At 58.2% G+C, this 25120-nt stretch carries 27 protein-coding genes and 2 pseudogenes; 13 read left to right on the top strand and 16 right to left on the bottom strand.

Annotation, left to right across the window (positions count from 1 at the left end; genetic code table 11):
• Positions 1 to 50 precede the first annotated feature (50 nt).
• Complete coding sequence (locus tag B5E41_RS13455) at positions 51 to 482, top strand: DUF1515 domain-containing protein (RefSeq protein ID WP_088394264.1); 432 nt, start codon at positions 51 to 53, stop codon at positions 480 to 482.
• A gap of 707 nt (positions 483 to 1189) precedes the next feature.
• Here the strand turns inward: B5E41_RS13455 and B5E41_RS32210 are convergent.
• Together B5E41_RS32210 and B5E41_RS13445 are read right to left on the bottom strand one after the other, a co-directional pair.
• A pseudogene (locus tag B5E41_RS32210) lies at positions 1190 to 1428 on the bottom strand (thermonuclease family protein); the annotation flags it as partial.
• 4 nt (positions 1429 to 1432) lie between these two features.
• Entirely contained in the window at positions 1433 to 1717 is a 285-nt protein-coding gene (locus B5E41_RS13445; RefSeq protein WP_088394262.1) for a DUF6894 family protein, read from the bottom strand.
• A 214-nt stretch (positions 1718 to 1931) separates the two neighbouring features.
• Here B5E41_RS13445 and B5E41_RS13440 point away from each other — a divergent pair, with 214 nt between their 5' ends.
• Positions 1932 to 3017, top strand: a complete 1086-nt coding sequence (locus B5E41_RS13440; protein WP_088394260.1) for an AI-2E family transporter — start codon at positions 1932 to 1934, stop codon at positions 3015 to 3017.
• A 65-nt stretch (positions 3018 to 3082) separates the two neighbouring features.
• On the opposite strand, the gene B5E41_RS32205 is transcribed toward B5E41_RS13440, so the two are convergent.
• Entirely contained in the window at positions 3083 to 3298 is a 216-nt protein-coding gene (locus tag B5E41_RS32205) for a hypothetical protein (protein ID WP_088394258.1), read from the bottom strand.
• Positions 3299 to 3622: 324 nt separating this feature from the next.
• On the opposite strand from B5E41_RS32205, the gene B5E41_RS31665 reads away from it, so the two are divergent.
• Positions 3623 to 3796 (top strand): hypothetical protein, encoded by a 174-nt coding sequence (locus B5E41_RS31665; protein WP_176439382.1) that lies wholly within the window; start codon positions 3623 to 3625, stop codon positions 3794 to 3796.
• Between the two features lie 312 nt (positions 3797 to 4108).
• On the opposite strand, the gene B5E41_RS13430 is transcribed toward B5E41_RS31665, so the two are convergent.
• Both B5E41_RS13430 and B5E41_RS13425 read right to left on the bottom strand, forming a co-directional pair.
• Positions 4109 to 4357, bottom strand: coding sequence for a hypothetical protein (locus B5E41_RS13430; RefSeq protein ID WP_088394256.1), 249 nt, complete (start codon positions 4355 to 4357; stop codon positions 4109 to 4111).
• Positions 4351 to 4623, bottom strand: a complete 273-nt coding sequence (locus B5E41_RS13425) for a hypothetical protein (protein WP_088394253.1) — start codon at positions 4621 to 4623, stop codon at positions 4351 to 4353. The genes B5E41_RS13430 and B5E41_RS13425 overlap by 7 nt, the downstream gene beginning before the upstream one ends.
• A 607-nt stretch (positions 4624 to 5230) precedes the next feature.
• Here B5E41_RS13425 and ligD point away from each other — a divergent pair.
• A complete protein-coding gene (ligD, locus tag B5E41_RS13415) occupies positions 5231 to 6148 on the top strand; it encodes a non-homologous end-joining DNA ligase (RefSeq protein ID WP_088394249.1) in 918 nt (305 codons plus the stop codon).
• A gap of 339 nt (positions 6149 to 6487) precedes the next feature.
• Here ligD and B5E41_RS13410 read toward each other — a convergent pair whose 3' ends face one another.
• Positions 6488 to 6778: a CopG family transcriptional regulator gene (locus tag B5E41_RS13410; protein WP_088394247.1), complete on the bottom strand. Its 291-nt coding sequence runs from the start codon at positions 6776 to 6778 to the stop codon at positions 6488 to 6490.
• Between the two features lie 410 nt (positions 6779 to 7188).
• Between B5E41_RS13410 and B5E41_RS13405 the strand changes: the two genes are divergently transcribed.
• Entirely contained in the window at positions 7189 to 7926 is a 738-nt protein-coding gene (locus B5E41_RS13405; RefSeq protein WP_088394245.1) for a hypothetical protein, read from the top strand.
• Between the two features lie 214 nt (positions 7927 to 8140).
• Here B5E41_RS13405 and B5E41_RS13400 read toward each other — a convergent pair whose 3' ends face one another.
• A complete protein-coding gene (locus B5E41_RS13400) occupies positions 8141 to 8434 on the bottom strand; it encodes a hypothetical protein (RefSeq protein ID WP_088394243.1) in 294 nt (97 codons plus the stop codon).
• 784 nt (positions 8435 to 9218) lie between these two features.
• Between B5E41_RS13400 and B5E41_RS31275 the strand changes: the two are divergent.
• Positions 9219 to 9320 (top strand): annotated as a pseudogene (locus tag B5E41_RS31275) (IS66 family transposase); the annotation flags it as partial.
• Positions 9321 to 9602: 282 nt separating this feature from the next.
• Here B5E41_RS31275 and B5E41_RS13380 read toward each other — a convergent pair.
• Positions 9603 to 11693, bottom strand: a complete 2091-nt coding sequence (locus tag B5E41_RS13380; RefSeq protein ID WP_088394239.1) for a right-handed parallel beta-helix repeat-containing protein — start codon at positions 11691 to 11693, stop codon at positions 9603 to 9605.
• A 235-nt stretch (positions 11694 to 11928) separates the two neighbouring features.
• Complete coding sequence (locus tag B5E41_RS31270; protein ID WP_141098765.1) at positions 11929 to 12132, bottom strand: hypothetical protein; 204 nt, start codon at positions 12130 to 12132, stop codon at positions 11929 to 11931.
• 748 nt (positions 12133 to 12880) lie between these two features.
• Between B5E41_RS31270 and B5E41_RS13370 the strand changes: the two genes are divergently transcribed.
• Positions 12881 to 13273, top strand: a complete 393-nt coding sequence (locus B5E41_RS13370; protein ID WP_088394237.1) for a hypothetical protein — start codon at positions 12881 to 12883, stop codon at positions 13271 to 13273.
• 250 nt (positions 13274 to 13523) lie between these two features.
• On the opposite strand, the gene B5E41_RS13365 is transcribed toward B5E41_RS13370, so the two are convergent.
• The 5 genes from B5E41_RS13365 to B5E41_RS13345 all read right to left on the bottom strand — a co-directional run bounded on the left by B5E41_RS13365 (position 13524) and on the right by B5E41_RS13345 (position 18487).
• On the bottom strand, positions 13524 to 13835 hold the full coding sequence (locus tag B5E41_RS13365; RefSeq protein WP_082240290.1) for a hypothetical protein: 312 nt from the start codon (positions 13833 to 13835) through the stop codon (positions 13524 to 13526).
• A gap of 391 nt (positions 13836 to 14226) precedes the next feature.
• Complete coding sequence (locus tag B5E41_RS13360) at positions 14227 to 15000, bottom strand: amino acid ABC transporter ATP-binding protein (protein WP_038688615.1); 774 nt, start codon at positions 14998 to 15000, stop codon at positions 14227 to 14229.
• A gap of 17 nt (positions 15001 to 15017) precedes the next feature.
• Positions 15018 to 16163, bottom strand: a complete 1146-nt coding sequence (locus tag B5E41_RS13355; protein WP_085859383.1) for an amino acid ABC transporter permease — start codon at positions 16161 to 16163, stop codon at positions 15018 to 15020.
• A 1-nt stretch (position 16164) separates the two neighbouring features.
• Entirely contained in the window at positions 16165 to 17367 is a 1203-nt protein-coding gene (locus tag B5E41_RS13350) for an amino acid ABC transporter permease (protein WP_088394235.1), read from the bottom strand.
• Between the two features lie 94 nt (positions 17368 to 17461).
• Positions 17462 to 18487 (bottom strand): amino acid ABC transporter substrate-binding protein, encoded by a 1026-nt coding sequence (locus B5E41_RS13345; protein ID WP_085859385.1) that lies wholly within the window; start codon positions 18485 to 18487, stop codon positions 17462 to 17464.
• Positions 18488 to 18835: 348 nt separating this feature from the next.
• Between B5E41_RS13345 and B5E41_RS13340 the strand changes: the two genes are divergently transcribed.
• A complete protein-coding gene (locus B5E41_RS13340) occupies positions 18836 to 20026 on the top strand; it encodes a cystathionine beta-lyase (protein ID WP_088394233.1) in 1191 nt (396 codons plus the stop codon).
• A 139-nt stretch (positions 20027 to 20165) separates the two neighbouring features.
• Here the strand turns inward: B5E41_RS13340 and B5E41_RS13335 are convergent, their stop codons facing one another.
• Positions 20166 to 21320 carry an FAD-dependent monooxygenase gene (locus B5E41_RS13335; RefSeq protein WP_088394231.1) on the bottom strand — a complete coding sequence of 385 codons (1155 nt, stop codon included), beginning with the start codon at positions 21318 to 21320 and terminating at the stop codon, positions 20166 to 20168.
• Positions 21321 to 21349: 29 nt separating this feature from the next.
• The gene (locus B5E41_RS13330) at positions 21350 to 21595 is read right to left on the bottom strand and encodes a zinc-finger domain-containing protein (RefSeq protein WP_011425183.1); all 246 of its coding nucleotides are present in this window, start codon (positions 21593 to 21595) and stop codon (positions 21350 to 21352) included.
• Positions 21596 to 21751: 156 nt separating this feature from the next.
• Between B5E41_RS13330 and B5E41_RS13325 the strand changes: the two genes are divergently transcribed.
• The 5 genes from B5E41_RS13325 (at position 21752) to clpS (ending at position 25114) form a co-directional block, all read left to right on the top strand.
• A complete protein-coding gene (locus B5E41_RS13325) occupies positions 21752 to 22537 on the top strand; it encodes an alpha/beta fold hydrolase (protein WP_088394229.1) in 786 nt (261 codons plus the stop codon).
• Between the two features lie 127 nt (positions 22538 to 22664).
• Positions 22665 to 23498 (top strand): serine O-acetyltransferase, encoded by an 834-nt coding sequence (cysE, locus tag B5E41_RS13320; RefSeq protein WP_088394227.1) that lies wholly within the window; start codon positions 22665 to 22667, stop codon positions 23496 to 23498.
• A 137-nt stretch (positions 23499 to 23635) separates the two neighbouring features.
• The gene (locus B5E41_RS13315) at positions 23636 to 23839 is read left to right on the top strand and encodes a DUF3126 family protein (protein WP_011425185.1); all 204 of its coding nucleotides are present in this window, start codon (positions 23636 to 23638) and stop codon (positions 23837 to 23839) included.
• Positions 23840 to 24111: 272 nt separating this feature from the next.
• Positions 24112 to 24483, top strand: coding sequence for a phasin family protein (locus B5E41_RS13310; RefSeq protein WP_088394225.1), 372 nt, complete (start codon positions 24112 to 24114; stop codon positions 24481 to 24483).
• Between the two features lie 277 nt (positions 24484 to 24760).
• Positions 24761 to 25114: an ATP-dependent Clp protease adapter ClpS gene (gene clpS / locus B5E41_RS13305; protein ID WP_008526939.1), complete on the top strand. Its 354-nt coding sequence runs from the start codon at positions 24761 to 24763 to the stop codon at positions 25112 to 25114.
• Positions 25115 to 25120 lie beyond the last annotated feature (6 nt).

Raw genomic sequence — 25120 nt, 5'->3', positions numbered from 1 at the left:
ATCCGGACAGAGCCGGAAACCGGAAATTCTATCCGTAGGCATCGAATTACATGACGACTTCGAATGACGACATCCTGCGCGCCCTAGGGCGTGTCGAAGGCAGACTTACCGGCATAGAGGAGAATGTGTCTCTGCTTCGGAAAGACTTCGGAGACGAGAAGGAACATGCCCACGAAAGCCGAGCCGTGATCCATCAGAGGCTCGATGAGCAGCAACAGCGCATCAGCCGTGTGGACACCACAATCGCCGTCAGCGGCGAAGTGGAGGCAATGCCACGGGATCAGATCAAGGGCCTGAAGGAAACCGTGGAGGAGAACCACAAGGCCGTGAAGCCCACGTTGGATGAGTGGAAGCGGATGAAGCAGATCGGCTACGGCATCTCTGGGCTCATAGCCTTTGCCGGCCTAACCGTTGGCGGAACCGTGGCTTATATGAGCGACAGCGCCGTAGCTTGGCTTCGGCACTGGCTGAAGATCAACTGAGTCCGCGGCGCTCGACGGGAAAAAAGCCCCGCGCGGAGGCGGGGCAGTTGGGATCTGGGGAAAGTAGGATCACACAGTACTGAGGCGGGAACTATAAGCCCTTTTCAGGGCCATCCGTGCGATCCTGTTGGCCCAACAAGAAAGGACCCGCCAGGTTCCGGTACGGCTTCGTACATATATTTTCCGGTCCTTGCGCCAGACGGCGCCGTTGCGGCTAAGGATGCGTCGGCTCAGGATCACCGAGCGACTGACTCGATCCGGCGGCATTCCGGACAAAAAAGCCCCGCCGAAGCGGGGCAAGTTTTGACAACAAAGAGGGACTGACCAAGTTCCACTACGGCGTTGGACATAGTTTAACTCAGCTTGGCAATGAAGGTGTTATTTGCTTCGCCAGGGAGGTTCTGACTGGATACGCAGCAACATTGCTAAAACCTCCCTGACGTCCTCTCGACAAGGATAAAGAAAATCTAACTCGAATCTTACCGAGAAAAAGACGGACTAAAGTCGGGGCCTGTCGGGCACCTTGGTTTGTAGTGCGGGCATGCCAAGCAAAAAGCCCCGCATTCTCGCGAGGCGTCTTGCACTACCCTTGCCGCCGGGGGTGACGCGACAATGTAGAATATGATGACATCGTTCTGAAGATGGTCAATTAGCTCTAACTTGCTAATCTAGTTGGCAGAATCCATTTTGGATTGAGATCAACTCCCTTACTCGCACCAGTCGTTTCGCTGGCCCGGGGTCCACGTCCGAGCAAAGCCTTCCCTTAGCAGCTTTTTGCCGATTTCTTCACCATTCGTTCGGTAGATGTTGACGAGCGGCCGGTGCGATGGCGTCTTGCCCACCGCGCCGCTCCATTCGATCCGCAATCGCTTTGCAGCCAAAAGCCCTTTCCGTCGTCCCTTGGCGATCAGCGCCGCTTGCGCTCCTTCATGCACTTCGCGTGTGACAACTCACCTTCCGTTCCCAGGGCCGCCCCCGCTCGCGGGGGGCGCTGCGGGAGAGAGCTGCGGAATAGCTGCGTCTGTAGCGACTGAGGCGACCGCATCACCGTTGGCATTGCATATGTTTATCGCCAGCGGGATGTCTGGCCTCCTCGACAGTAGAGCCTGAGCGACCAGGTCAGGAAGGCTATCTCTGGCCTCCTGCTTTGCTTCTTCCAGGTCTGTGAAGGAGATGCCTTCAAGATCCGGCACGATACGATCAGCGTAGACAATGTGTAGGTAGAACTTCGGCACGCGAAACCTCCTTTCCCAACAGCCCAGGAAACCTCTCGGCCAAAGTAAAGTTTCTGTGCGAATGCGTACGTTTCGGCAGCGGAGAACAGGGCGTTTCCGGTAAATTGTGCCTATCAAAGAAACGCCCCGCCATGCTCACTGCGACGCTCGAGCCAATGGCTGCACATTGCGTCATTCGCTGATAATTTAGCCGGAAGCGCAGGAAAGATTGGACATGATACCTCTCGGCAAGCCAATCGAACAAATTCTAGGGGTCGGCGCCCTACTTCTCCTTGCGGTCGGCTGCGCTTTCGTCCTTCAGCCCTTCCTCTCAGCTATCTTGTGGGCCGCGGTGATCTGTTTCTCGACATGGCCGGTTTACAGGAGGTGCGAACGTGCAGTCGGTGGCAATAAAAGCGTGGCCGCCGCCATGATGACGTTGCTGGTTGCCCTCGTTTTGGTCGCACCGTTCGCCGTGGTGGTGCCGACGTTGACGGACAGCGTGGGCAACCTGCTCGCGGCGGTGAACCAGGTTCTCGAGCAAGGCCCCCCGACGCCGCCGCGCTGGGTCGCAGGACTGCCGGTAATCGGCGAGAACCTGGCTGCCTACTGGGAGAGCTTGGCCCACAATGCGCCTGCGTTCACCGTTGAACTCAAGAAGCTGATCGGCCCAGCCACAAACTTAGCAGTAGCCAGTGGGGCGGTGCTCGGCGCCGGGCTCCTCGAACTTGGGCTGAGCGTATTCATCGCCTTTTTCTTCTTCCTTCACGGCCGGCGGATGGCAGCCCACGTGCGCGCAGTCGGCGAAAGATTCGCCGGGCCTCGGGCCCGAGAGCTGCTTGTGGTCGTGGGGGCTACTGTCAAGGGCGTCATTTATGGCCTGATCGGCACGGCGCTCGCCCAAGCTCTCTTAGCCGGCATTGGTTTTTGGATCGCCGGTGTACCTCAGGCGCTGTTGCTTGGTTTCCTTACGTTCGTTCTGTCGTTTGTGCCAGTTGGCCCTCCGCTTGTATGGGGCTCAGTGGCACTTTGGTTTCTTGTCCAGGGAGCCATTGGGTGGAGCATCTTCGTCGCAGCATGGGGTTTGCTCCTCGTCAGCAGCATCGACAACGTCATCAGACCCTACGTCCTCGGCAAGGCCAACAACCTGCCGGTGTTGCTCGGCCTCTTTGGACTCCTTGGCGGCGTCCTCGCCTTTGGCTTCATCGGAATCTTTCTTGGGCCAACGCTGCTGGCGGTTGCATACAGCCTGTTCCGTGAGTGGACCATGGCCGAGGTGGAGGAACGCAGTAATCCCACCCCACCTTCCGACTCCGACTGATCGAATCTCAATGAGAGTTTAACGGACACCTGCCTATATCTCGGTCCAGGCGCAGGACTGTGTCGTCATTCATTTCGCTCGGTCGCCTCGAGCTGTCTTCTAAGCGCCTGTTCCTGCTCATAGCTTTTGTACGGGAAGTGCTCCCAGCACCACCAGCGGACGGGGATCGCCCTAGATGGGCTGTGCCCGAAGCCTCCCCACTCTCGGCAGCCTTCTTCCTCGCAATAATGCTCAAAGTGTACATTGGCGCCGGGAGCGGATGAGTGGTTTGTGATGCTCATTGCGGAATGATCCCTTCGTTCCATTTGGCACCCACCCGCCGGGTCTCGTGCTCTCTCTGGTGGATCTGGTCGCGGAAAAAGGGGGCGGTGTCCACAGCGACTTTCCTCTCGCATCTCGGGCAGGAGACCTCGGCCGCCGGATCTTAAGTCACCTTTGACTTGTACCACGCAACACCTTCTCAACTGCGATGTCGTCTCGTCAAGTCTCGTCAGCATCACCGGCGCTTCACAGGCAGTCCGTGATCCCTAAAAACAGGGATTGCGAAGAATATCAAAAATGATATTCGACGACTTTCACTCTAAGGCCACAAAGGCTCAGTCTATATGTTGAAGTCGATTGCAAACAAAATTCTCGATATTCTTTGCTCAAAAGAATGGAATCCGCAGCTGAGGAACCGTAAGCTTTTGATGCGGCGCCGCGTTCCCGGCGGATGGGAATATCGGGAAATGACCTCCGAAGAAATGGAAGACTTGATCGCTTGGCATGTGATGAAATGATCCAGCGAAGACTATAATTCCGAACTTATCGACCGTAGTTCGGCGGATGAGCTATGCGCAGCACATTAAGTCTCCAAGCTCGAGCGAAGAGGGCGCAGTAGAAATTATGCGGGCTAAGGCAATAGCTGCGGTGTAAGCTCACTTGGAGAGCGCGGTATCCCGGAAAAACGGCATTGTTTTCTCCGCAACTTCCTGGCCACATCTTGTTGCACACGATCCGCGACGGCGCGTCGTAGACTTTCGCATTGCCGCCGCAACTGCATTTTCTCAGGCTCGGCGTCGTGTCGTTTTTCCGGTCCGGCTGCCACCGCATCAGTCGCCCCCGACATAAGAGCCAAACCTCAATTTACCTGCCTTGGCGCCGCAGGAGACGCATTTCAGGTGCGGCTCGATCTCGCTGATCAGCGAAAAGTGCAGGTGGCCCGGCAAGCTCTCCCTCGCGAATTCCCGAGCTGTGCCGCAGACGGTGCATTCGGCCATGATGGTGACGTGCTCGGGCGTGACGTTGATGTATCCGGGCGACCAGCCCTTGATCTCTTGAAACCTTCGAGCGGTTACCATTTCGGACCCCGTTCCATCGGCCGCGGCGCGCTCTTCGGAAGGTAGGCGATTGCCACGCGGCGGCTGCCGCAAACCGGGCAGCGCATTCGCTGCGAGAGCATGGCGAGCGGAAAATCGCGCCCGCGAGTCGCCACTAGGGTGACCAGATCCAGCCGGTGTTTCCATTGGCATTCCCGGACGCTTTTCAGCCCCTCACGTTTTCCCCATGCACACCTCGCACTGACATCCCATCCAACATCCATTGCCTCGCCGATCGTTTCGGCCATGCGTCATCCTTCCTCGCCAGAGGTTCCTGTGCCGCATGAATTTCGGGGTGCCCAGGGCTATGTTCCTAATATGTTCTCATTGCCGGGTTAGTCAATAATGAATCTACCGCAACAAAAATAGCCCCGTCGGAACGGGGCAATTGAAAGAGGAGAAATAGTGAGACCGCGCATCGTGGGGGGCGATGTGAGAAGCTGGCTGCCAGGAATCTCTCGCGCGGTCCCGATGCAATAACGGGGGAGCATGCGTAAGGTTCCTGTATGCTTTCGCGCAGATAGTGGGGTCAACTTAGCAGCCGCACCAAGGCATCCTCGTCCATCACCCCATGTTGGTATGACCGGATGATCATGCTGGCTAGGTCCTCACGCTCGGCATCTGAAACGAGCGGTCTGGCTGAGGTGATGCGGTCATATACCCTCTGACAGAGGGCCAATTCAGCGTTGTTCAGCGCGCATCGTGACACGGGCTGCAACGGGGTCATTGTCGTTTACCTTCTCTGAATAGAAGCGCTCAACCCCGAGCGTGTCACTAGTTTCTGCTCGCCATGATCCAAGTCAATAATCAATCTGGGTCAATTGCTTTTTAAGCTGTTGCTGATGTCATCACGGCATGACAAAGCCGCCACGCAAGCCTGCCAAGCCGCTTCTCGGTGAAGCCGAGGCGCCGATCCGCAGCCGCCCGAGAAAGAAGCTTGATCCCGCCCAGCATCAACTTACTCTCGATCCCATGCCGGCGCGCATCGATCCGTGCCTGGCACTGCTGAAGCCGCGTCCGCCGAAAGGCCGACAGTGGGCATTCGAGGTGAAATGGGACGGTTATCGTCTGGCTGTCCACATCGAGCCCAAGGGCGTCCGCATCCTGACGCGGGGCGGGCATGACTGGACGGCCCGCTTCCCCGCTATCCTGGCGGCTGCAAAACGCCTTCCTGTCTCGACGGCGATATTGGATGGCGAGGCGGTCGTGTTCGATGAGCTCGGCAGGTCTGATTTCGGCAAACTTCAGCAGTCGCTCGGCGGCGAGGACGGCAAGCGGATATCGTGGGAATCGGTCTGCATGGTCTTCGATCTGCTCTATCTCGATGGTCATGACCTTACCGAGACGGAGTTCACCGCGCGGCGCCATCTCCTCGAGGGGCTGGTGCCTGCCGGCGGCGAAGAAGCCATCCGGCTATCCGAGGAGATCGAAGCTGATGGCGACGTGCTGTTGCGCATCGCCTGCGAGCATGGGTTGGAAGGGATCATCGCCAAGGATCGCAACAGCACCTATCGCAGCGGCCGTCTCGGCGACTGGCTGAAGATCAAATGCATCCAGAGCGATGGCTTTTTGATCATTGGCTATGAGAAGTCGACGGCATCATTTGGAGGCATCGGACGGCTGCTGCTCGCCGCGCGCAAAAGTAACGAGCTCGTCTATGTCGGGGGAGTGGGAACCGGCTTCAATGAACGTTCCGCCGCCGAGCTCCGGCAGCAGATGGACAAGCTGATCATCGACAAACCCGCTGTCGACACCGGACGATGCGCATATTAGCGATTTCCTTCGCCTGTGTGCGGGCGACAAGTTAAGAAACCGCTTGACAACCAGTGGGAAGATACCCAACTACTGCCTCGTGATCACAAACAAGCCGCCGCAAGGTGGTTGTCAGGCCCGGGGATGTTGGCGCATCCACCGGGCCGCCGTTTTTTCCCCTGCAGATGCAGAGCGAGTCCCACATGGGAACTGCGACGCTGAGTCGCAAGAGGAACATAAGGTTTTGGTAACCTTTTATCCAATCAGGTAAATTGCCTTTTGGTTAATAGATGGTTAATCGCTGGCGAGGCTCTCAGCGCCGACGCTCTTTCCGCGGGGTTTTGATCGATCGCGCAGCTGCTACGCGTTCCCGTCAACGTCACCTTCCTCATCTAGCGAATGCACCGGCAGATAGGTGTTCTTCTCCATCCACTGCCGGACGTTGAACCTGATCGTGTCGTAGCGCGTCATGCCGAACTCGCCGGCCAGATCGCGGAGAGCTTCTTCCACATCGTCATCCATAGAGATGTCGCCGGCATTGCGCAGCCGCAGGGCCGCGCGTCGAAGCAAGATCTGCAGATCTGGTCGCGAGATATCGGCGATCCGGTCGGCGGCGTCTTCGAGGAGGGTAGCGGTGTCTGGCGTGGTCATGGTGCGGGCCTTTCGTCATGTGCCGGCGGTCGATGCGACAGGTTGCCAGGGGACGGCTCTACCTTGGTAAACCGGATAAATCTTCCATGCCACGGCACGACCAACCTTTGGGTCTGAGCCGCCAAAAGTTGCCAGTAGGATGCGCAAAGGCTGTTCGGCCCGCTCCTCGGTCGAAAGAGGCCCCTGATGCACGGAACTGCCGGCATTATCCTTCACTGCCACCCGATAGAATTTCGCTTTACCTTGTTCATATGAGCCTTCGTTCTCCGGAGATCATCGAGTTGATGCGGTTGCAACCAAAGACTGTATTATACTACTGGTAAATCTTATGGTAGTTTTTAAGTCGTCGGTCTGATAGGTTTTGGGTGTCTGCCTTACCAATCCAACAACGCGCAACAATGGAGATCGACATGACCGATGAATTTAAGACTCCTCCCGCCAAGAAGACAATTGAAGACTCGCCGGAATACGGCGCTGCCGCCGGCGAAAGCAAGTCTGGTAGGGGAAAGCCTCCCGAGCAGCCTAGCGGCGGGACCGAAGCCGCTCCTTCCGAAGCGGTCCCCTCCGAGGCACCTCATGTTGCCAGCGGCGGGATTGGTGGCGAGCGCGAAGCCACTTATCAACAAAACGGGCAGAGCGCGGTAAATGATCGTGGTCGTGTACCGGCAGACGACGTAACAGAACAGGTCGGATGGGCACCGGAACCTCACTCTGGTCCTATCGAGTCCGCAGTGCGTGGTGGGGCGTATTGGGCAACCGACCTCGCGAACCGGAACGAGGATCCACCAACGTTTCTACTGAGCGACCATAGCGCTAGCGTTTACGCGGAGCCGTTTGTGATCACCACCGGATTGCTCCCGAATAACTGTGTCACTGTCACGAGCCCGCGTTGGAACAAATACGTTAGATGGACCGATGACGGCGAGATCGTTCTCTCAGACATAGACTCCTCAATTCAATGGGATGGTATCTGGCCCGACGACCAGAACTATTTGAGGTTTTCCTACTCGGAACCTGTCTTTGGGTGTTTCAGGCTTCAGATAGCAGATCAACGGACTGTGAAATACATTCACGACCTGGGGCAAAATTATCTCTTGGCTCTTCCCCAGGTGGACGACTTTAGCCTATTCAAAAAAACGTGGGAGTAGCAGCCGATATTGCTGCGACTTCGCTGTGCCCTAAGCGGCGTCGGCGGATGACACAGCCTTACGGGTTAGTCCGATATCGACGGCGATTGGCGGGCGTTCCCTATCGGAACGCCTGCTGTCGCCGTCTTTGCCCGGCGACTTCGCCGCGCTCTTGGGCCGCGTCATACTCATCGGCAAGCCGCCGCCTTCGAACTGTGGTGAGGGGGCAGGGACGCTAAGCCTTCTGCCCTTCATTTTCCTTGAGGGCGGCGTCGAGCATTGCCTCATATGCCATCACGGCGATGTGTCTAGGCAAATCGTAGATCGCTTCCTCTCCTGCGTCGTCCATCGCCTTGTTAGGCTCGCGCATCTCTTCGATCGCTGCCCTGGCACACCGTTCGAAGTCCTTCCACACGGGGTAGAGAGGTCCATCTGGGTAAGAGTTAATCAACGCGTTCGGGTCTTGGTATTCACGCGCGCAGATCGCTTTCGCCACACGCTCAATCATGCTCATCGCTAAATCAGGCATTCATGGTCTCCTTGACGGTTGGCTTTGGGAGAGGCATGCAGTGGCAAAAATTCGCAAGGTGCTGGCCCTCATCCGTCTCTTATACCACGGATAGGCCGCAGAAATGGCCTAATGTCGTTTACACTGATGCCGGATTATTCAATGAATTAAGGGTCGCAACGGAATTGCTGTACGCCCTGAAAACCCTGGGTTCCCTTCCTGCCTTCTAAGCAGGTTGTCGCAGGTTCGATTCCTGCAGGGGTCGCCACCATCTTTCAGATATCTGTTTTTACGCAGTTTTTGAGAAACCCCTTATCGGAGCTGTTTTGAGGGCTAGGCTTTTGATATGCATCCGGCAATGCTGGTAATCGGCTTTTGGGCAAACCTCACCGAAATGGGCGCGCAGTCTGTTTAACATTTATCGGCCATGAACTCGCGGACACCCCAGTACTGATTTCTATGGAGGGAAGGTGACAAAGCGCGCAAGTATCATCTGCCTGGTAGGTTTCATCCTATGTTTCGTAGGCGTGATTGCCCTAGGAATTTTCAGCGGGGGTGTGAAGTATATGCATGGCTCCACCAGATATACCTACAACACTCTTTGGACACTTCTTGCTGTACTATTCCTGCCAGGCCTCATGAGTTATTTATTTTCGCGGTCGTGGCCGGAATTTCGCAAGGATAAGGCCAATAGAGAATTCGTGCGCAAGAACAAATTGTTACATTTTTTATTTGGCGCGAAATCAGGGATGAAGGAATGGACAACGGGCAGCATCAGTAGCGGTCATGCGGATTTGGCTGCCATGGCAGGATGCCGACCGATAATAACATTCTGAAACGCGACATCCGAGTTATTGCGACAGCCAGAAACAGTTGGCTATTCCGCGATACCGTCGACGGTCCAAGGCTGGCGCCTTGGGCGCCTGACCGGCGCTCCACTCGACCGCGTCAACAATCGCGAGATGTACTGGGGACCGCTATCGCCTCGCGCAAAGCGGCACCGGAAAGACCGGCCGACACCGGCCGAAAATGACAGCGCGCGGATGGGATCGCCGCTCGGGCTACGCCCTCCCAGCTTGCTCATCCACGCGCTGAAGTAACCGAAGTTTGCGTGCTGTGTGGCGGATTTTACTCCGCCGTCGTTGGCACGATTGTTGCGGCGGTCGGGCGACCGCCGCAACGGGTATGATTACAGGAGAAAATCACCTGCGCCCAGCTGGACGTGACCCTGCAGCTGAATCTCGAAATCATGAACGCCGTCGCCGTTCAAGTCGGCCTGGATAACGGTATGGTCGTCCTCGTAGTGCCACGCGAGCGCGCCAGCCTTCTTGTCGAACAAGGCATTCTCCTGCGCCTGGAAATGGAAGGCTGCATCGCCCTGCGCAGATCCATTCGCATCGATCGCCGAGAGGTCGATCTTATCGACGCCATGCTGGAAGTCGGTGATGACGTCGCGGTTCGAGCCGGACCCAGTTTCCGTCGCCGTTTTGAAGGCAAACGTATCCGAGCTGGTGCCGCCGGTCATGATGTCCTTCCCGGCACCGCCAATGATGACGTCTGCGCCGGCGCCGCCGTTCAGCTTGTCCGCGCCGGCCCCGCCATTGAGAACGTTGCCGCCGTTATTGCCGCCGGTCAGCACGTCGTCGTAGCTGGAGCCGGTCACGTTTTCGATGCTGACGAGCGTGTCACCGGTGGCGTGCCCGCCCGATGCTACCTTAGTCGCCAAGTCGACGTGGACCCCCGCGCTGGAGCCCGCATAGCTGGCGGTGTCGTTGCCATTGCCGCCGTCGAGCACGTCCGCGCCGGCGCCGCCCTTCAACATGTCATTACCGGCGAGACCCTTGAAGGTTTCGTTGCCGCCGTTGGACTGACCGGTGTGCGGCATGATGTCATTGCCGTTGGTGCCGGTGTACAGCTTCGTCGTCGTGGTTGGCGTTCCCGTGGTTGGGGTCTCCGTGGTGGGCGTAGTTGGCGTTCCCGTGGTGGGCGTCCCCGTGGTGGGCGTCCCCGTGGTGGGCGTCTCGGTAGTCGGCGTACCGGTGGTTGGCGTTGTCGGTTGCGTTGGTGCGGTCGGTGTTCCCGATGCCGGGGCGGAGCCGGATTCGTAAGCACCCATATCAACAGTTCCTACGACGCGCGCGTCGCCGTCCAGATCGACCGAGCTGACGCCGTACTTGGTGGTTCCGCTGTCAACCGCCGCCGAGCCGGAGCCGAGGTGGAAGTCGTCGCTCGATGCCCCCACGAATTTCGGGTCAACGCCGAGCTTGTTGCCGTCCGCCGAGCTAGGCATCGCGTTGCCGCCATCGGTTTTAACCGAGGCCTGGCCGGCCGTGCCGTTGTAGGTGATGTTGTTGGCCCAGACGACGTTTTTGTTGGTGTAGGCGTCGGTCGACGTATTATCGATCGCAGTATTGTTCTTGTTCAGCGATGGGTCGGCTACGGCGACGTTGTTGACCCAGGTGTTGTTGCTCGACGCCGAGTTGCTCAGCTCGCCCCGCCAGGTGCCGGTGTTCTGCGGGTCCTGGTTGTTGTGGTAGGCGGTGTTGTTCTTCACGGTGACGGAGTCGCTCCAGGTAACCTGAATGCCTTTGCCGCCGTTCCCGTAGACGAGGTTGTTGTCGACCAGGGTCTTGAACGTGTAGTTCGGATTACCGCTCGCCTGCGTGCTCTGGAAATCGTCGATGATGATGCCGTTGCCGTCGGTGTGTTCACCAGACTTTGTGACGTTGTCGTGCGAGATGTTGTTGCGCACGATGTTCCGGTAGCCATCCGTCGAGGTATCACCCGTGATGTTCCGGTTCTCGTAGAGCGAGATGCCCGAGAACCAGCCCGACGACGCGTTATTATAGGTCTCGTTGCCTTCGACGTGGATGAAGTCCGACTGGTTGAACTGGATGCCCGACTCCCCGTTGCCGTGGACCTTGTTATTGAGGATCTGGACGTGGTGGACACCGCTCGCTTCGATGCCGTCGCCGCTGGCGCCGCTGATATCAAAGCCGTCGATGACCACGTGGTTGGCGTTGACACTGATCGCGTTCCACGAGCCCGCGGGGGGCCGGATCAGCGCCCCGCCGGGCACTTCCGAGCGCAGCGTGATGTCGGCTGCCGCCGAGCCGTCCTTATCGATGTTGATGCTCTCGTTGTAGGTCCCCGGTTTCACCACGACCTCGTCGCCAGGCTTAAGGTTCGAAGCCATCGCCTCACTGATCGTGCGAAACGGAGAGGAGGCACTGCCGTTACCGCCGCCGCTGCTGCTCGAAGCTACGTAGTATGTTGTCATGGTTTTGTTCCTCAACTTCAGCGTTGTCTAATATTTTGTGGTTAATCATGTCTTGCGGCGGGGTTTATAGGACGAGGTTCTGAAGGGCGCAACAGCATCTAAACAGTAAGTACTTGAGAAACATAGCCATATTGCTGCCACAATATCCAGATCACTCCCAAGTTACATTTTGAAATATTTGCCGAAATCCGATTTGCCCAAATTGGGACAAAATATATATCTCGCTTCCCGCGAATTATTCTTTCTGCAACCAGAGCGAGGCCCGCCCATTGAAAAGATTAGGAAAATCTGATGGACGTGACTGGAATCCTGCCGCCAAGGCGGGATCAACATTTTTTCTGAATTTTTCAATTTTTGGCAGCTTCGCCTTCACGATTGGGGGTAATTGACATGGCCGTGGCATGGCCAGCACCCTCTCCGGGGTGCTCGATTCGATCATGAGTCGCTTTCAAGACTGATTAGATAATGGGCACACCGCTCCTCCGCAGACACATGCCAGCAGGTGAAATTCGCCTTCGAAGCGCAGGCTCTGGCAGACGCCTATACTCAGCGCAACGGCATCGAATGCGTGTGATCGCGCCGAAAGACACCGCTCAAGTGGTGGCGTATCCCGAACAATCCTGAACTCGAACCCCGCCACTTTGGAGAGGGTGGGCGGGGCAATTCATCCATGGCTCGGGGTCACATCGCTAGATTACAAGGGAAATTTGCTCGGACACCTCATCTGGCGTGGAGGCGGCCGAACCCAATTCCGGCGCGGGGTCCTTTGGCGGCACATCGAACGGCACAGTGATGTTCAGACGCTCTCGGCCTCGCAGTTGTTGTATAGCTAGGGAAAGATCCATCTTCTTCGTGGCTGGTCTTTCCGATACCGGAGCCATGACGATTTCGGTTTGGCTGTCATGTCGTCATGCAGGCGGCAAGCAGGTTTATGGAGGTCATCTTTGATACATCGCAGACGCGAATAATATTATCCAAGATAAAAAGTAATCGTCGCAAGAGGTTTATTTCGTGTGGTGCGTGGCAGCCAAGACAAAGACAGAAATTCTGAGGGTGTCGCCAGAAAGTTGAAATATCGTGGGATTATATATGTTAGATCTGCGCTATACTGCCTCTAGTCGCAATAGGTGGGATGCTGCTGCCGTCGACAACGTATACCCTCCCTGGTCAATTCTTAGGGGGCGAGTATGAGAACGATCTTTTTGAGCATCAGCGCCGCTGCATTTCTAACTGCAATGAACGCCTACGCGGTTGATCTTCCTGCGGGGGCCAAAAAGGCTACAATGGACGAGTTCAAAGCTTTTGCTGATGGCAAGCATGTGAAGGTAGAGATTGTCGATCTCGAAAAGCCTGTGACCGCCGAACTCGTTTGGAGTTGGAAGAAGGGGACCATTACCGGCAAGGCCGATGTCGGCGGCAAAACGATCGACGTGAAAACGAAACTCACCTTCAAGGGGGATAAGGCCTGTTCTGCCGGCAAAGGCGAAAAGCCAAGCTGCCATTTTATCTATATCGACCGCAGCAAGTTCTACGAAGTTCGAGATGACATGAAAGTACATGCGGTGTCGACCGTCGGTTGAGGTTCGCATCCAGCTCGCAACTCCCGATCTCCGCACTTATGGAGCTCGGTCCAATCCCGCTGCTCCGGTTGCCCTGAAAGCCGCGCTGCAGCTTCCACCATCCCGTGGTAAATGCCGGACGGCAAGGGCCGGCCATCCGACAGCGCCAAAAGCTGATATGCGGCCGCCGTCGACAAGCCACGCCGATACAGCCGGGCTTGTGTTCCCGGCTTTTGAAGTCCTATGGCAAACTAGAACCGTTCGGTTCTTCTCAGCGATCCAGGAAATGATCGAAGTAAATCTTGGGGATGGGGTAAGCGTAGACGCCTCGATCGACAAAGCCGCGCCTGTAGAGGCAATTTCTGAGCGCCGCGTTATAGTGCAGGCTCTGCGGATCCGGCGACCCGCGTCGCCATGAGCCTGCCTCCGGCACGCACCACTGAAGAGCTTTGTCGTATCGAGAGAGGAGGGCAGGGTCTGTGTCGACCCGTACGCCACTGTAGGATTGATAGTTTGAAGGAGATTCTGCGGCCGAAATACAGCCCAGGCTAAGTGCAACGCCAACGACTGCCATCAATCTCATTGGGTTTAGTTCTCCTCTGGTTGATCATCGAAGTAATCGAGCGGGAGGTTATTTGTTTCAACGCCTGCGGGCAAGAGGGATGGGGTGCTGGAGCAATTCCAGGAAAAGTGTGAAACGTTTTCCGTCCCGGAATTGTGTAAAAACAAAAACTTAGAGCGGTTCTGCGCTTCCATGAAAAAGCTGAACCGCTCTCGGTATGGCCGGGACCGCCAGCGCGGCGGCCTCTCAATGGATCAATCCAGGAGATCAGCCCGCACCTTCCGCCGGGCGGCGGCGATTCCCGTCCTGCCGGTGTCTGCAATCTGTTGCAGGCCGCCGCCGCCCGCTGAACATGAAAGACCCGCCGAACCCAAAAGGTGCGGCGGGCCTCCAATAAGTTCAGCATTCGGGGTCAGTGCAGGATTTGGCTGAGGAACAGCTTGGTGCGCTCGTGCTGCGGATTGTCGAAGAATTCGGCTGGCGAATTCTGCTCGACGATCTGGCCCTGATCCATGAAGATGACGCGGTTGGCGACCTGGCGGGCAAAACCCATTTCGTGGGTGACGCAGAGCATGGTCATTCCTTCCTCCGCGAGGCCGACCATGGTGTCGAGCACCTCCTTGATCATTTCCGGATCGAGCGCCGAAGTCGGCTCGTCGAACAGCATGATCTTCGGGTTCATGCAGAGCGACCGGGCGATGGCCACGCGCTGCTGCTGACCGCCGGAAAGCTGGCCCGGATATTTGTTGGCCTGTTCGGGGATCTTGACCCGCTTCAGGAAGTGCATGGCGATTTCTTCCGCCTGCTTCTTCGGCATCTTGCGCACCCAGATCGGCGCCAGCGTGCAATTTTCGAGAATCGTCAGGTGCGGGAAGAGGTTGAAGTGCTGGAATACCATGCCGACCTCGCGGCGCACCTCGTCGATCTTCTTCAGATCGTTGGTGAGCTCGGTGCCGTCGACGATGATCTGGCCCTTCTGGTGCTCTTCGAGACGGTTGATGCAGCGGATCATCGTCGATTTGCCCGAACCGGACGGGCCGGCGATGACGATGCGTTCGCCGCGCATGACCTTCAGGTTGATGTCGCGCAGCACGTGGAAATCGCCGTACCACTTGTTCATGTTGATGATTTCGATCGCCACTTCCGTTGCGGAAACGGTGAGCTTCTTAGCTGGAGCTTCAGCCATGATTATTTCCCTCATTCTTATCGTTTGTGGCCGGTGTCGAGGTGACGTTCGATGAATGCTGAATAGCGCGACATGCCGAAGCAGAAAAGCCAGAAGGCGAAGCCAGCGAATATCAGCCCCGTCAGCGGCGTTACTGCGGTTGCCCAGTTCGGATCGACGAAGTTGAGGCGAACGATGCCGAGAAGGTCGAACATGCTGATGATCGATACCAGCGAGGTGTCCTTGAACATGCCGATGAAGGTGTTGACGATGCCGGGGATCACCAGCTTGATTGCCTGCGGCATGATCACCAACCGCATTTTCTGCCAGTAGCCCAACCCGAGCGAATCCGCGCCCTCGAACTGGCCCTTGGGAATAGCCTGCAGGCCGCCGCGGATGACTTCCGCCATATAGGCGGAGGCGAAGATCGATACCCCGATGATCGCGCGCAAGAGCTTGTCTACCGTCCAGCCGGCCGGCAGGAAAAGCGGCAGCATGACGCTCGCCATGAACAGGACGGTAATCAGCGGCACGCCGCGGACGACTTCGATGAAAACGACGCAGAACGTGCGGATGACCGGCATCTGCGAGCGCCTTCCGAGCGCCAGGATGATGCCGAGAGGGAAGGAGACGGCGATGCCGACGAAAGAGAGCACCAGCGTCACCAGCAGCCCGCCCCAGAGTGGGGTCTCGACGATTTCCAGGCCAAATCCGCCGTAAAGCAGAAAGAAGGAAACGATCGGCAGCACGCCGAAGAGCAGGAGGGCGTTGACGCCCTTGCGTGGCGCCGAAGGGATGAGCATCGGCACCAACAGGAGTACGAAAAGAATGCCGACCAGCGTCGGGCGCCAGCGCTCGTCGAGCGGATAACGTCCAAAGATGAACTGGTCGAATTTGGCATTGACGAAGGCCCAGCATGCGCCGCTCCAGCCATCCGGCTGGATGCCACCCTGTACGGCAGTGGCGCAGAAGGTGCGGTCCGGGCCGCTCCAAACCGCCTGCACGAAGAGCCAGTCGAGCGCGTGCAGGAGGGCCCAAACGACAAAGACCAGCGCCAGGATGGTAAGGACCATGTCCTTGGGGGTCGCAAGCAGGTTACGCCGAATCCAAGCGACCGGGCCTTTCTCTGCCGAGGGCGGCGGTTCCGGCGCCAGTATGGCGGTTCTGACGAAAGCGTTGCTCATCTTACCTCTCCACCAGCGCCATCTTGGCATTGAACCAGTTCATCAACAACGAAGTTACGACGCTGAGGCTGAGGTAAATAACCATCCAGATAAGGATCACCTCGACAGCCTGACCGGTCTGGTTCAGCGTCGTGCTGCCGACGGCGACGAGATCGGCAAAACCGATGGCGATCGCCAGCGACGAGTTCTTGGTCAGATTGAGATACTGGCTGCTCAGCGGCGGAATGATGATGCGGAAGGCCTGCGGAATGACGACCAGCCGGGTGATCGACGAGGGGTGAAGCCCGAGTGCGGCTGCAGCTTCGGTCTGTCCCTTCGGCACACCGCGAATGCCTGCGCGCACGATTTCGGCGATGAAGGCAGCGGTGTAGAAGGAGAGTGCCAGGAAGAGCGACATGAATTCCGGCCCGACGACGGAGCCGCCGGTGAGGTTGAATTTGCCCACGATCGGATAATCGAAGGAAAGCGGCGCGCCTGCGAGCAGGAAGGCGATCAGCGGCAGGCCGATCAGCAGGCCGATCGAAGCCCAGATCGTGTGGAACGGCTGACCAGTGGCCGCCTGCCGACGATGCGCCCATCGGGCCGTTGCGATGACGGCGATGATCGCGATGACAAAGGCGACGCCGACGAGCCAGAAACCCTCACCGAAAACCGGCTTGGGGAAGGCAAGGCCGCGATTGTTCAGATAGGATCCGAGTGGCAAATGCAGCGACTCGCGCGCATTCGGCAGAACTGCCAGAACGCCCGAATACCAGAAGAAGATCACGAGCAGCGGCGGAATATTGCGGAAAACTTCCACATAGACCGTACACAGCTTGGCAACCAGCCAGTTCCGCGACAAACGGCCGATGCCGATGATGAAGCCGATGATGGTGGCGGTGATGATGCCGGTAACGGCGATCAGGATCGTATTCAGAAGACCGACGACCAGCGCCCGGCCATAGGTCGAATCGCTTGAATAGGCGATCAGCGACTGACCGACTTCGAAGCCGGCGCGGCCGTTCAGAAAGCCGAATCCCGACGCGATATTGGCGCGCGCCAGATTGACGGCAGTGTTGTGCGCGACCCACCAGACGAAGACGACCAGCAGGACGATGGTGAGAACCTGGAAGAAAATGCCCCGAATTGTTGGGTCGTAGAGGGCGGACTGAAGGCTCCAGCCGCTCCTGGATACACGTGTTGAATCCAAAGCCTGATGCGTCATGCCTGGCCAATTCCCCATTACGCTCCTTTTCGGAGCTTTTTTATTGGAGGGGAAAGGCGGTCGCCCGCCTTTCCGGCTTAATGCGTGATGCCGCTCAGCGAACCGGCGGAGCGTACTGAATGCCGCCCTTGTTCCACAGGGCGTTAAGGCCGCGCGCAATCTTGAGCGGGCTGCCCTGGCCGATGTTGCGCTCGAAGACTTCGCCGTAATTGCCGACGTTCTTGACGATGTTGTAAGCCCAGTCGTTGGTCAGACCGAGATCGGTGCCGATCTTGGTATCCGCTTCGACGCCGAGGAAGCGCTTGATGTCAGGGTTCGGCGAGTTCTTCATGTCGTCGACATTGGCCTGCGTGATGCCGAATTCTTCAGCATTGATCATGGCATAGCCGACCCAGCTGACGATATCGAACCACTGGTCGTCACCCTGACGAACAGCCGGGGCGAGCGGTTCCTTGGAGATGATTTCCGGCAGGATCGCGTGTTCGTCCGGGTTCTTCAATGTCAGGCGCAGCGAATACAGACCGGACTGGTCGGTGGTGTAGACGTCACAACGGCCGGCGTCATAGGCGGCGTTGACCTCGTCCAGCTTTTCGAAGACGACCGGATTGTACTGAAGATTGTTCGCCTTGAAATAATCGGCGAGGTTGAGCTCGGTGGTCGTGCCCGACTGGACGCACACGGACGCGCCGGAGAGTTCCAATGCGGACTTCACGTTCAGGCTCTTGCGGACCATGAAGCCCTGGCCGTCATAATAGTTGACGAAACGGAAGTTCAGGCCGAGTGCCGTATCGCGGTTGATCGACCAGGTCGTATTGCGGGCGAGGACGTCGATTTCGCCCGACTGCAGGGCAGGGAAGCGATTGGCGGCGCTGAGCGGCGTGAACTTCACCTTGGTGGGGTCGCCGAACACGGCCGAAGCGACAGCCTTGCAGAAGTCGACGTCGAAGCCCGCCCAGTTGCCGGAAGCGTCAGGCGCTGCGAAGCCGGCGAGACCGGTGTTGACGCCGCACTGAATGAAACCCTTTGCCTTTACATCACCGAGAGTCGTGGCCGAAGCAGCCGAGGCGCCAAGAGCGAAAACTGCTGCGCCGATCGTGGCGGACAGAAGCTTGTTCTTCATTTTTTTCCCAACCTTTTCCGTTGTATTATATTTTCTTGTGGGGCGTTCCGGCGGAAAACTCTGCCACCCCCATCGTCTCGACACCCTCCCGGCGCGAGTACCCTATCACAGTCGCAAATGTCACCATGGTCAAGTGTCGCCATCAATAATTGCGGCAAAATTCAGCATTTTGCCGGATTGCGCCACATTCGAAGGCGGTTGGCTAGGAAATGAGCGCCCAATTGCGGAAAAATAACGCGAATTTAGAAAAACCTAGCGATTGCTGTCCCCTTCCTTGAGGGGTTGACCGGACCGGTCGAGGCGTCCAAAAGTCTGGTTTTGCGCCCCTCGCCAAAGGCTATTTCCGACATGAAAGACAAAGACAGCTTGCTGCAGACCGCCGGCATCAACACCCGCCTGACCCATATCGGCAACGACCCCTTCGACTATCACGGCTTCGTGAATCCGCCGGTCGTGCATGCCTCGACGGTCCTGTTTCCGAATGCGGCGACGATGGACACGCGCTCGCAGAAATACACCTATGGAACGCGCGGCACACCGACGACGGACGCGCTCTGCGAGGCGATCGATGCGCTCGAAGGTTCTGCCGGCACGATCCTCGTCCCCTCGGGGCTGGCGGCCGTCACCATTCCGTTCCTGGGGTTCGTCGCCGCCGGCGATCACGCACTCGTCGTCGATTCGGTTTATGGCCCGACCCGCCATTTCTGCGATACGATGCTGAAGCGGCTCGGCGTCGAGGTGGAATATTACGATCCGGCGATCGGCAGCGGCATCGAAACGCTGTTCCGGCCGAACACCAGGCTCGTCCATACCGAGGCTCCCGGTTCCAATACCTTCGAAATGCAGGATATTCCGGCGATCTCGGCGGTCGCCCATCGCCATGGCGCCGTCGTCATGATGGACAATACCTGGGCGACGCCGCTCTATTTCAGGCCGCTCGATCACGGCGTCGACATCTCCATCCATGCAGCGACCAAATATCCATCCGGCCATTCCGACATCCTGCTCGGAACGGTGTCGGCCAATGCCGAGCACTGGGAGCGGCTGAAGGAGGCGAACGGCGTGCTCGGTATCTGTGGAGCGCCCGACGATGCCTATCAGATCCTGCGCGGACTGCGCAGCATGGGCCTGCGCCTCGAGCGCCATTATCAAAGCGCGCTTGATATCGCCGAATGGCTGGAGCGCAGGGAGGATGTCGCCCGCGTGCTGCATCCGGCGCTGCCGAGTTTCCCCTCTCACACTATCTGGAAACGCGATTTTACGGGCGCCAGCGGTATCTTTTCCTTCGTGCTTGCCGCGGAGAGCCCCGAGAAATTCAAGGCGAAGGCCCACGCCTTCCTCGACGCGCTCAGGATTTTCGGTCTCGGCTATTCCTGGGGAGGCTTTGAAAGCCTCGCGCTACAGGCCAATCTGAACGACCGCAAGGTCGCCAAGGCGCCGAAGGAGGGGCCGGTCATCCGCCTGCAGATCGGCCTAGAAGATGTGGCCGACCTCAAGGCCGATATCGAACGGGGTTTCGCGGCGGCAAGCGCCGTCTGAGCAGTTGCGGCTAAAATATGTCGCGCAAAAATGTGCAGCGGTTTTGCGGTAACGAATCCGTAGAACAAATACCTAAAGCGCAATGAGCGAATCTGAAAGATCGCGATGCGCTTTAGGGGCTGCGGCCGCTTGCGGCGCCTTACAGCGTGCTCCGAGCCCGGTAGCCGTAGATCCAGTCGAGATCGGCCGCCAGGCTTTGCGGCGGCTTCAGGCCGAGCACCAGATCACGGCCGATCCGGATCGGCCCCTTCGCATGATAGGCAAATTTGTTGAAGGCGCCGCGCTGGCGAAGCTTTGCAATGCGCGGCGCACGATGCCTTTCAAAGAGCGCCATTGCTTCCGCCACCGGACGGTTTGAAAGAACCGCGGCAAGTTCGTAGGCGTCTTCGATCGCCATGGCCGCTCCCTGGGCGGCAAAGGGCATCATCGCATGCGCGGCGTCACCGATCAGAACCGTCCCGCGGCCGTCCTGCCACGCGCCCGACGTGGTTTCGAAGAGCGGCCAGAACGTCAGCTTCGGCTGTTTTTCGAGCAGCGACATGATCGCGCTGTTCCAACCGGAAAGCTGCGCCCGGAGCCGCGCGCGCTGCTCTGCCGTCGGCTCGTTCCCCCAAGCCTGCGGCGCGGCATTGCCGGCGGTGATCGCCACCATGTTGATGCTGCCGGTCTCTTTCAGCGGATAGCAGACAAGATGCGCCGATCCGCCGAGATAGGCCGAAACGCTTGTCCGGTCGAGAAAACCCGGCGCCTCGTCTTCGGCAATAGTGAAGCGGTAGGCGATGTTGCCGGAAAAGCGCGGTGAGGGGCCGCCGGGTATGGAGTGCCGGAGTTTCGACCATACGCCGTCCGCGCCAAGGACCACATCGGCGGCCCGTTCGACAGGTGGCGAATTCGATTCCATTCGCGCGCCGAGATGAAGCCGGCAGAGCGGATCGGCTTCGACTGCGGTGAGAAGCGCATTCTGCAATGTGGCGCGGTGCAGCACGCCATAGGGTGCCCCCCAGCGCTGCCGCGCGAATTTGCCGGCCGGCACGGCCGCAAGTTGGCGCAGCGAACCGCCTGACATCAGCCGGATCGCCTCCGGTTCGAGCCAGACTTTTGAAAGTCCCTCGAGGACGCCGAGGTCTGCCAGGATGCGGGAGGCGTTCGGCGAAACCTGCAAGCCGGCGCCGACTTCGACGAGTTCATCCGCCTGCTCGAAAATCTCCGAGCTGATGCCCCGCCGGGACAGCGAAAGCGCAGCGGTCAGCCCGGCAATGCCGGCGCCGATGATGGCGGCATGTTCGACCGGCATTATCAAGTCCGATCCGGATTCTGGACTGTTTACGCCGCCTTCACGTGGAAAACGCAACCGGCCGGATTGGTCTGGCTCGGCTTGAGAGATGCATTATAGCGGTAAAGCGTCGAGCAATAGGAGCAGACCTTCTCGTTGTCGTCGCCCATGTCGATGAAGATATGCGGATGGTCGAAAGGAACCGAAGCGCCAGTGCACATGAATTCCTTGACGCCGACTTCGATGACGCGATGACCGCCGTCGTTCTGGAAGTGAGGAATGTTGTGGCCGGCCATGTCGCTCTCCGAATGCTATGAAACGTGCGCGGACCTTATAAGTCTTCGCCGCAAATGTGTAGAGCCAAAGCGCCGCTCCGGGCACAGTTTTTACCCACTATTTTGGCTTCACGCCGAGAGGCGGCTCGACTATGGTCGCGCCAAAAGGAAGGCCCGATGAACCTGAACACGCCTGCATTTTCAAGCTTCACTCATGACGGATTGGAGATCGCCTTTTTCGATGAGGGCGACCCGTCCGGCGTGCCTGTCCTGCTGATCCATGGTTTTGCCTCGACGGCGAACGTCAATTGGGTGCATCCGGGCTGGTTGAAGACGTTGGGCGATGCCGGCTATCGGGTGATCGCCATCGACAATCGCGGCCATGGCGCGAGCGACAAGCCGCACGATGCCGAAGCCTATCGCCCCTGGGTGATGGCCGGCGATGCGATCGCCTTGCTCGATCATCTCGGCATCCCTGAGGCCAATCTCATGGGCTATTCGATGGGCGCGCGCATTTCCGTTTTTGCAGCACTCGCCAATCCGCACCGCGTCCGCTCGCTGGTGCTCGGCGGCCTCGGCATCGGCATGACCGATGGGGTCGGCGACTGGGACCCGATCGCCGATGCGCTGCTGGCTCCGTCGCTGGACGTCGTGATGCATGAGCGCGGCCGCATGTTCCGCGCCTTCGCCGAACAGACGAAGAGCGACCGCACTGCGCTTGCCGCCTGCATCCGCGGCTCGCGCGACCTCGTCGCGCGCTCGGATATGGCTAAGCTCGATATGCCGGCGTTGATCGGCGTCGGCACCAAGGACGATATTGCCGGCTCGCCGCAGGAACTGGCTGCTCTGATGCCCGAGGCCGAAGCGCTCGATATTCCTGGCCGCGATCACATGCTCGCCGTCGGCGATAAGGTTTTCAAGAAGGCGGTGCTGGCCTTCTACGCAAGGGTCGCCGAAGGGTGACATCATCATGATGCCGAAAAATCGTGCTAAAAAACCATGGTGACGGCACCCATTTATGTTATTGGCGTTTTCCACTATATATGGGCATTCCGAAACGGCATTCCGGCTGGCAACGAGGAGAGCGGCGATGGTCGCCAAGACAGATATCCGTGCTTTTGAGACAGGCCATCCGCTGAAAGTGATGGATCCCATCTGGGACAGCCTGCGCGAGGAAGCCCGCACTGCCGCCGAAACGGACCCGGTTCTCGCCGCCTTTCTCTATTCGACGGTGATCAATCACCGTTCGCTCGAAGAGTGCGTCATCCACCGCATCTGCGAACGCCTCGATCACCCAGACATGCAGGCGATCCTCCTGCGCCAGACCTTCGAGGAAATGCTCACCGACTGGCCGGAATGGAGTTCGATCCTGCGCGTGGATATCCAGGCGGTTTATGACCGCGATCCCGCTTGCCTGCGCTTCATGGAGGCGGTGCTCTATTTCAAGGGTTTCCACGCGCTGCAGACGCATCGTCTGGCCCACTGGCTGCTGAACCGCGGCAGGCGTGACTTCGCCCTCTATCTGCAAAGCCGCTCCTCCAGCGTCTTCCAGACCGACATCAATCCGGCCGCCCGTATCGGCAAGGGCATCTTCCTCGATCATGCCACCGGCCTCGTGATCGGTGAAACGGCTGTTGTCGGCGACAATGTCTCGATCCTGCATGGCGTCACGCTCGGCGGCACCGGCAAGGAGGGGGCCGACCGCCATCCGAAGATCGGCAGCGGTGTCATGATCGGCGCCGGCGCGAAGATTCTCGGCAACATCGAGATCGGCTTCTGCTCGCGCGTCGCCGCCGGCTCCGTCGTGCTCAAAGCAGTGCCGCCGAAGAAGACGGTTGCCGGCGTGCCGGCCAAGGTCGTCGGCGAGGCCGGTTGTTCCGAACCGTCGCGCAACATGGACCAGGTGATCGGCGCCGATATCTGAGCGCCTGTTGGAAAAGGAAAGGAAAACCGGCAGGAACCGAGCGGGGACAGCCACTGCCCAAGCAGCAGCCCGCCTTTACACCGCTGCTTTTCCTGTGCAAGAAGCGGCCAATCAAGACCGCTTACGGAGATGACAGAGTGAAGCCTGAAGAAATCAAGAAGCTCGACGCCTATTTCAAGCGCATGTTCAACCCGCAGATCATCGTCAAGGCGCGTCCGCGCAAGAACGATTCCGCGGAAGTGTATCTCGGCGAAGAGTTTCTGGGCGTCGTGTATGTCGATGACGAAGACGGCGATCGCTCCTACAACTTTTCGATGGCAATCCTCGACGTCGATCTTTGATCGCCGCATGAGAACTTGAAGTGGACCGGGCGGCGCATCCGCCCGGTCTTTTTTGTTTTTTTGCTGCCGAATCAAATTTTTTTTAAAACGCTTGGTTGTGGCATTGTGATATATATTAGCAAAAACCGTTAAAGAGGTACGTTCACAGGCGCGCCCGCTTTGTCTTGCCCCCGCGACGCAACCTGGAGATGTTTTGCGTCGCACAAGACTACTTGACTATTTGTGCATTGCGGCTACCCTGCCGCCATCCCACAGCCCAACGGAGGACGGTCATGTTCAACTTTGACGATGCAAACAGGAAGAGCAAGGAAGCCGTCGATACGGCGCTGAGAACCTATTCCGATACGGCGAGGGGCTTTCAGGCAATCGCCGCCGAAGCTGCTGAATATTCGAAGAAATCCTTTCAGGATGCGGTGACGCATTTCGAAACGCTGGCCGGGGCCAAGAGCTTCGAGTCCGTGTTCGAACTGCAGACCAGCTACGTCAAGTCCAGCTATGAGAGCTTCGTCTCCGAAGCCACCAAGCTCGGGGAAATGTACGCCGATCTCGCCAAGTCTGCCTATAAGCCTTACGAGGCTCCGATCGCCGCTGCCGTTGCCAAGACGGGCAGGCAGGCGCCGGCGGCAACGCCTGCCGCCGCATGAGCTGATTGCGGCGGCGCAACCTGCGCGACATATTGAAATACCGGGACCGGCTACGCATCTGTAGCCGGTCTTTTTTGTTTCCACCTTCGCCACAGCGTCCGCTCGGATCGGCCCCGGGGACTTTTTTGGTCTTTCCCGTGCATGCCGGCATTTCTTGATTGCAGTGTCCGACGGGGGGCTTAAAATCGGCCCATTATGAACTAAGTTAGTGTTTCAGATATTCGGCGGGAAAAGCACCCTCCCATGCTCCGCCGGATTGATCGAGGAATGAATGACAATGATCGCAAAGCCGATCCGGATGCAGAACGACAGCGAAAGGAACGGGGACAACGGAAATCGCGGAACCTCGGTCATCACGCGCACCAAGCCGAAGACCAAGAAGCCCAACCTCTATCGCGTGCTGCTTTTGAATGACGATTATACGCCCATGGAATTCGTCATTCATATTCTGGAGCGGTTTTTTCAGAAGGACCGTGAAAGTGCCACCCGCATCATGCTCCATGTCCACAATCACGGCGTCGGCGAGTGCGGAATATTCACATACGAGGTAGCGGAAACGAAGGTCAGCCAGGTGATGGACTTCGCCCGGCAGCACCAGCATCCGCTACAATGCGTCATGGAAAAGAAGTGAGGATCT

The organism is Rhizobium esperanzae, from assembly GCF_002204185.1.
Classification (GTDB): domain Bacteria; phylum Pseudomonadota; class Alphaproteobacteria; order Rhizobiales; family Rhizobiaceae; genus Rhizobium; species Rhizobium esperanzae.
The sequence above is the reverse complement of the archived record's forward strand: the minus strand, read 5'-3'. Positions and strand labels throughout refer to the sequence as shown.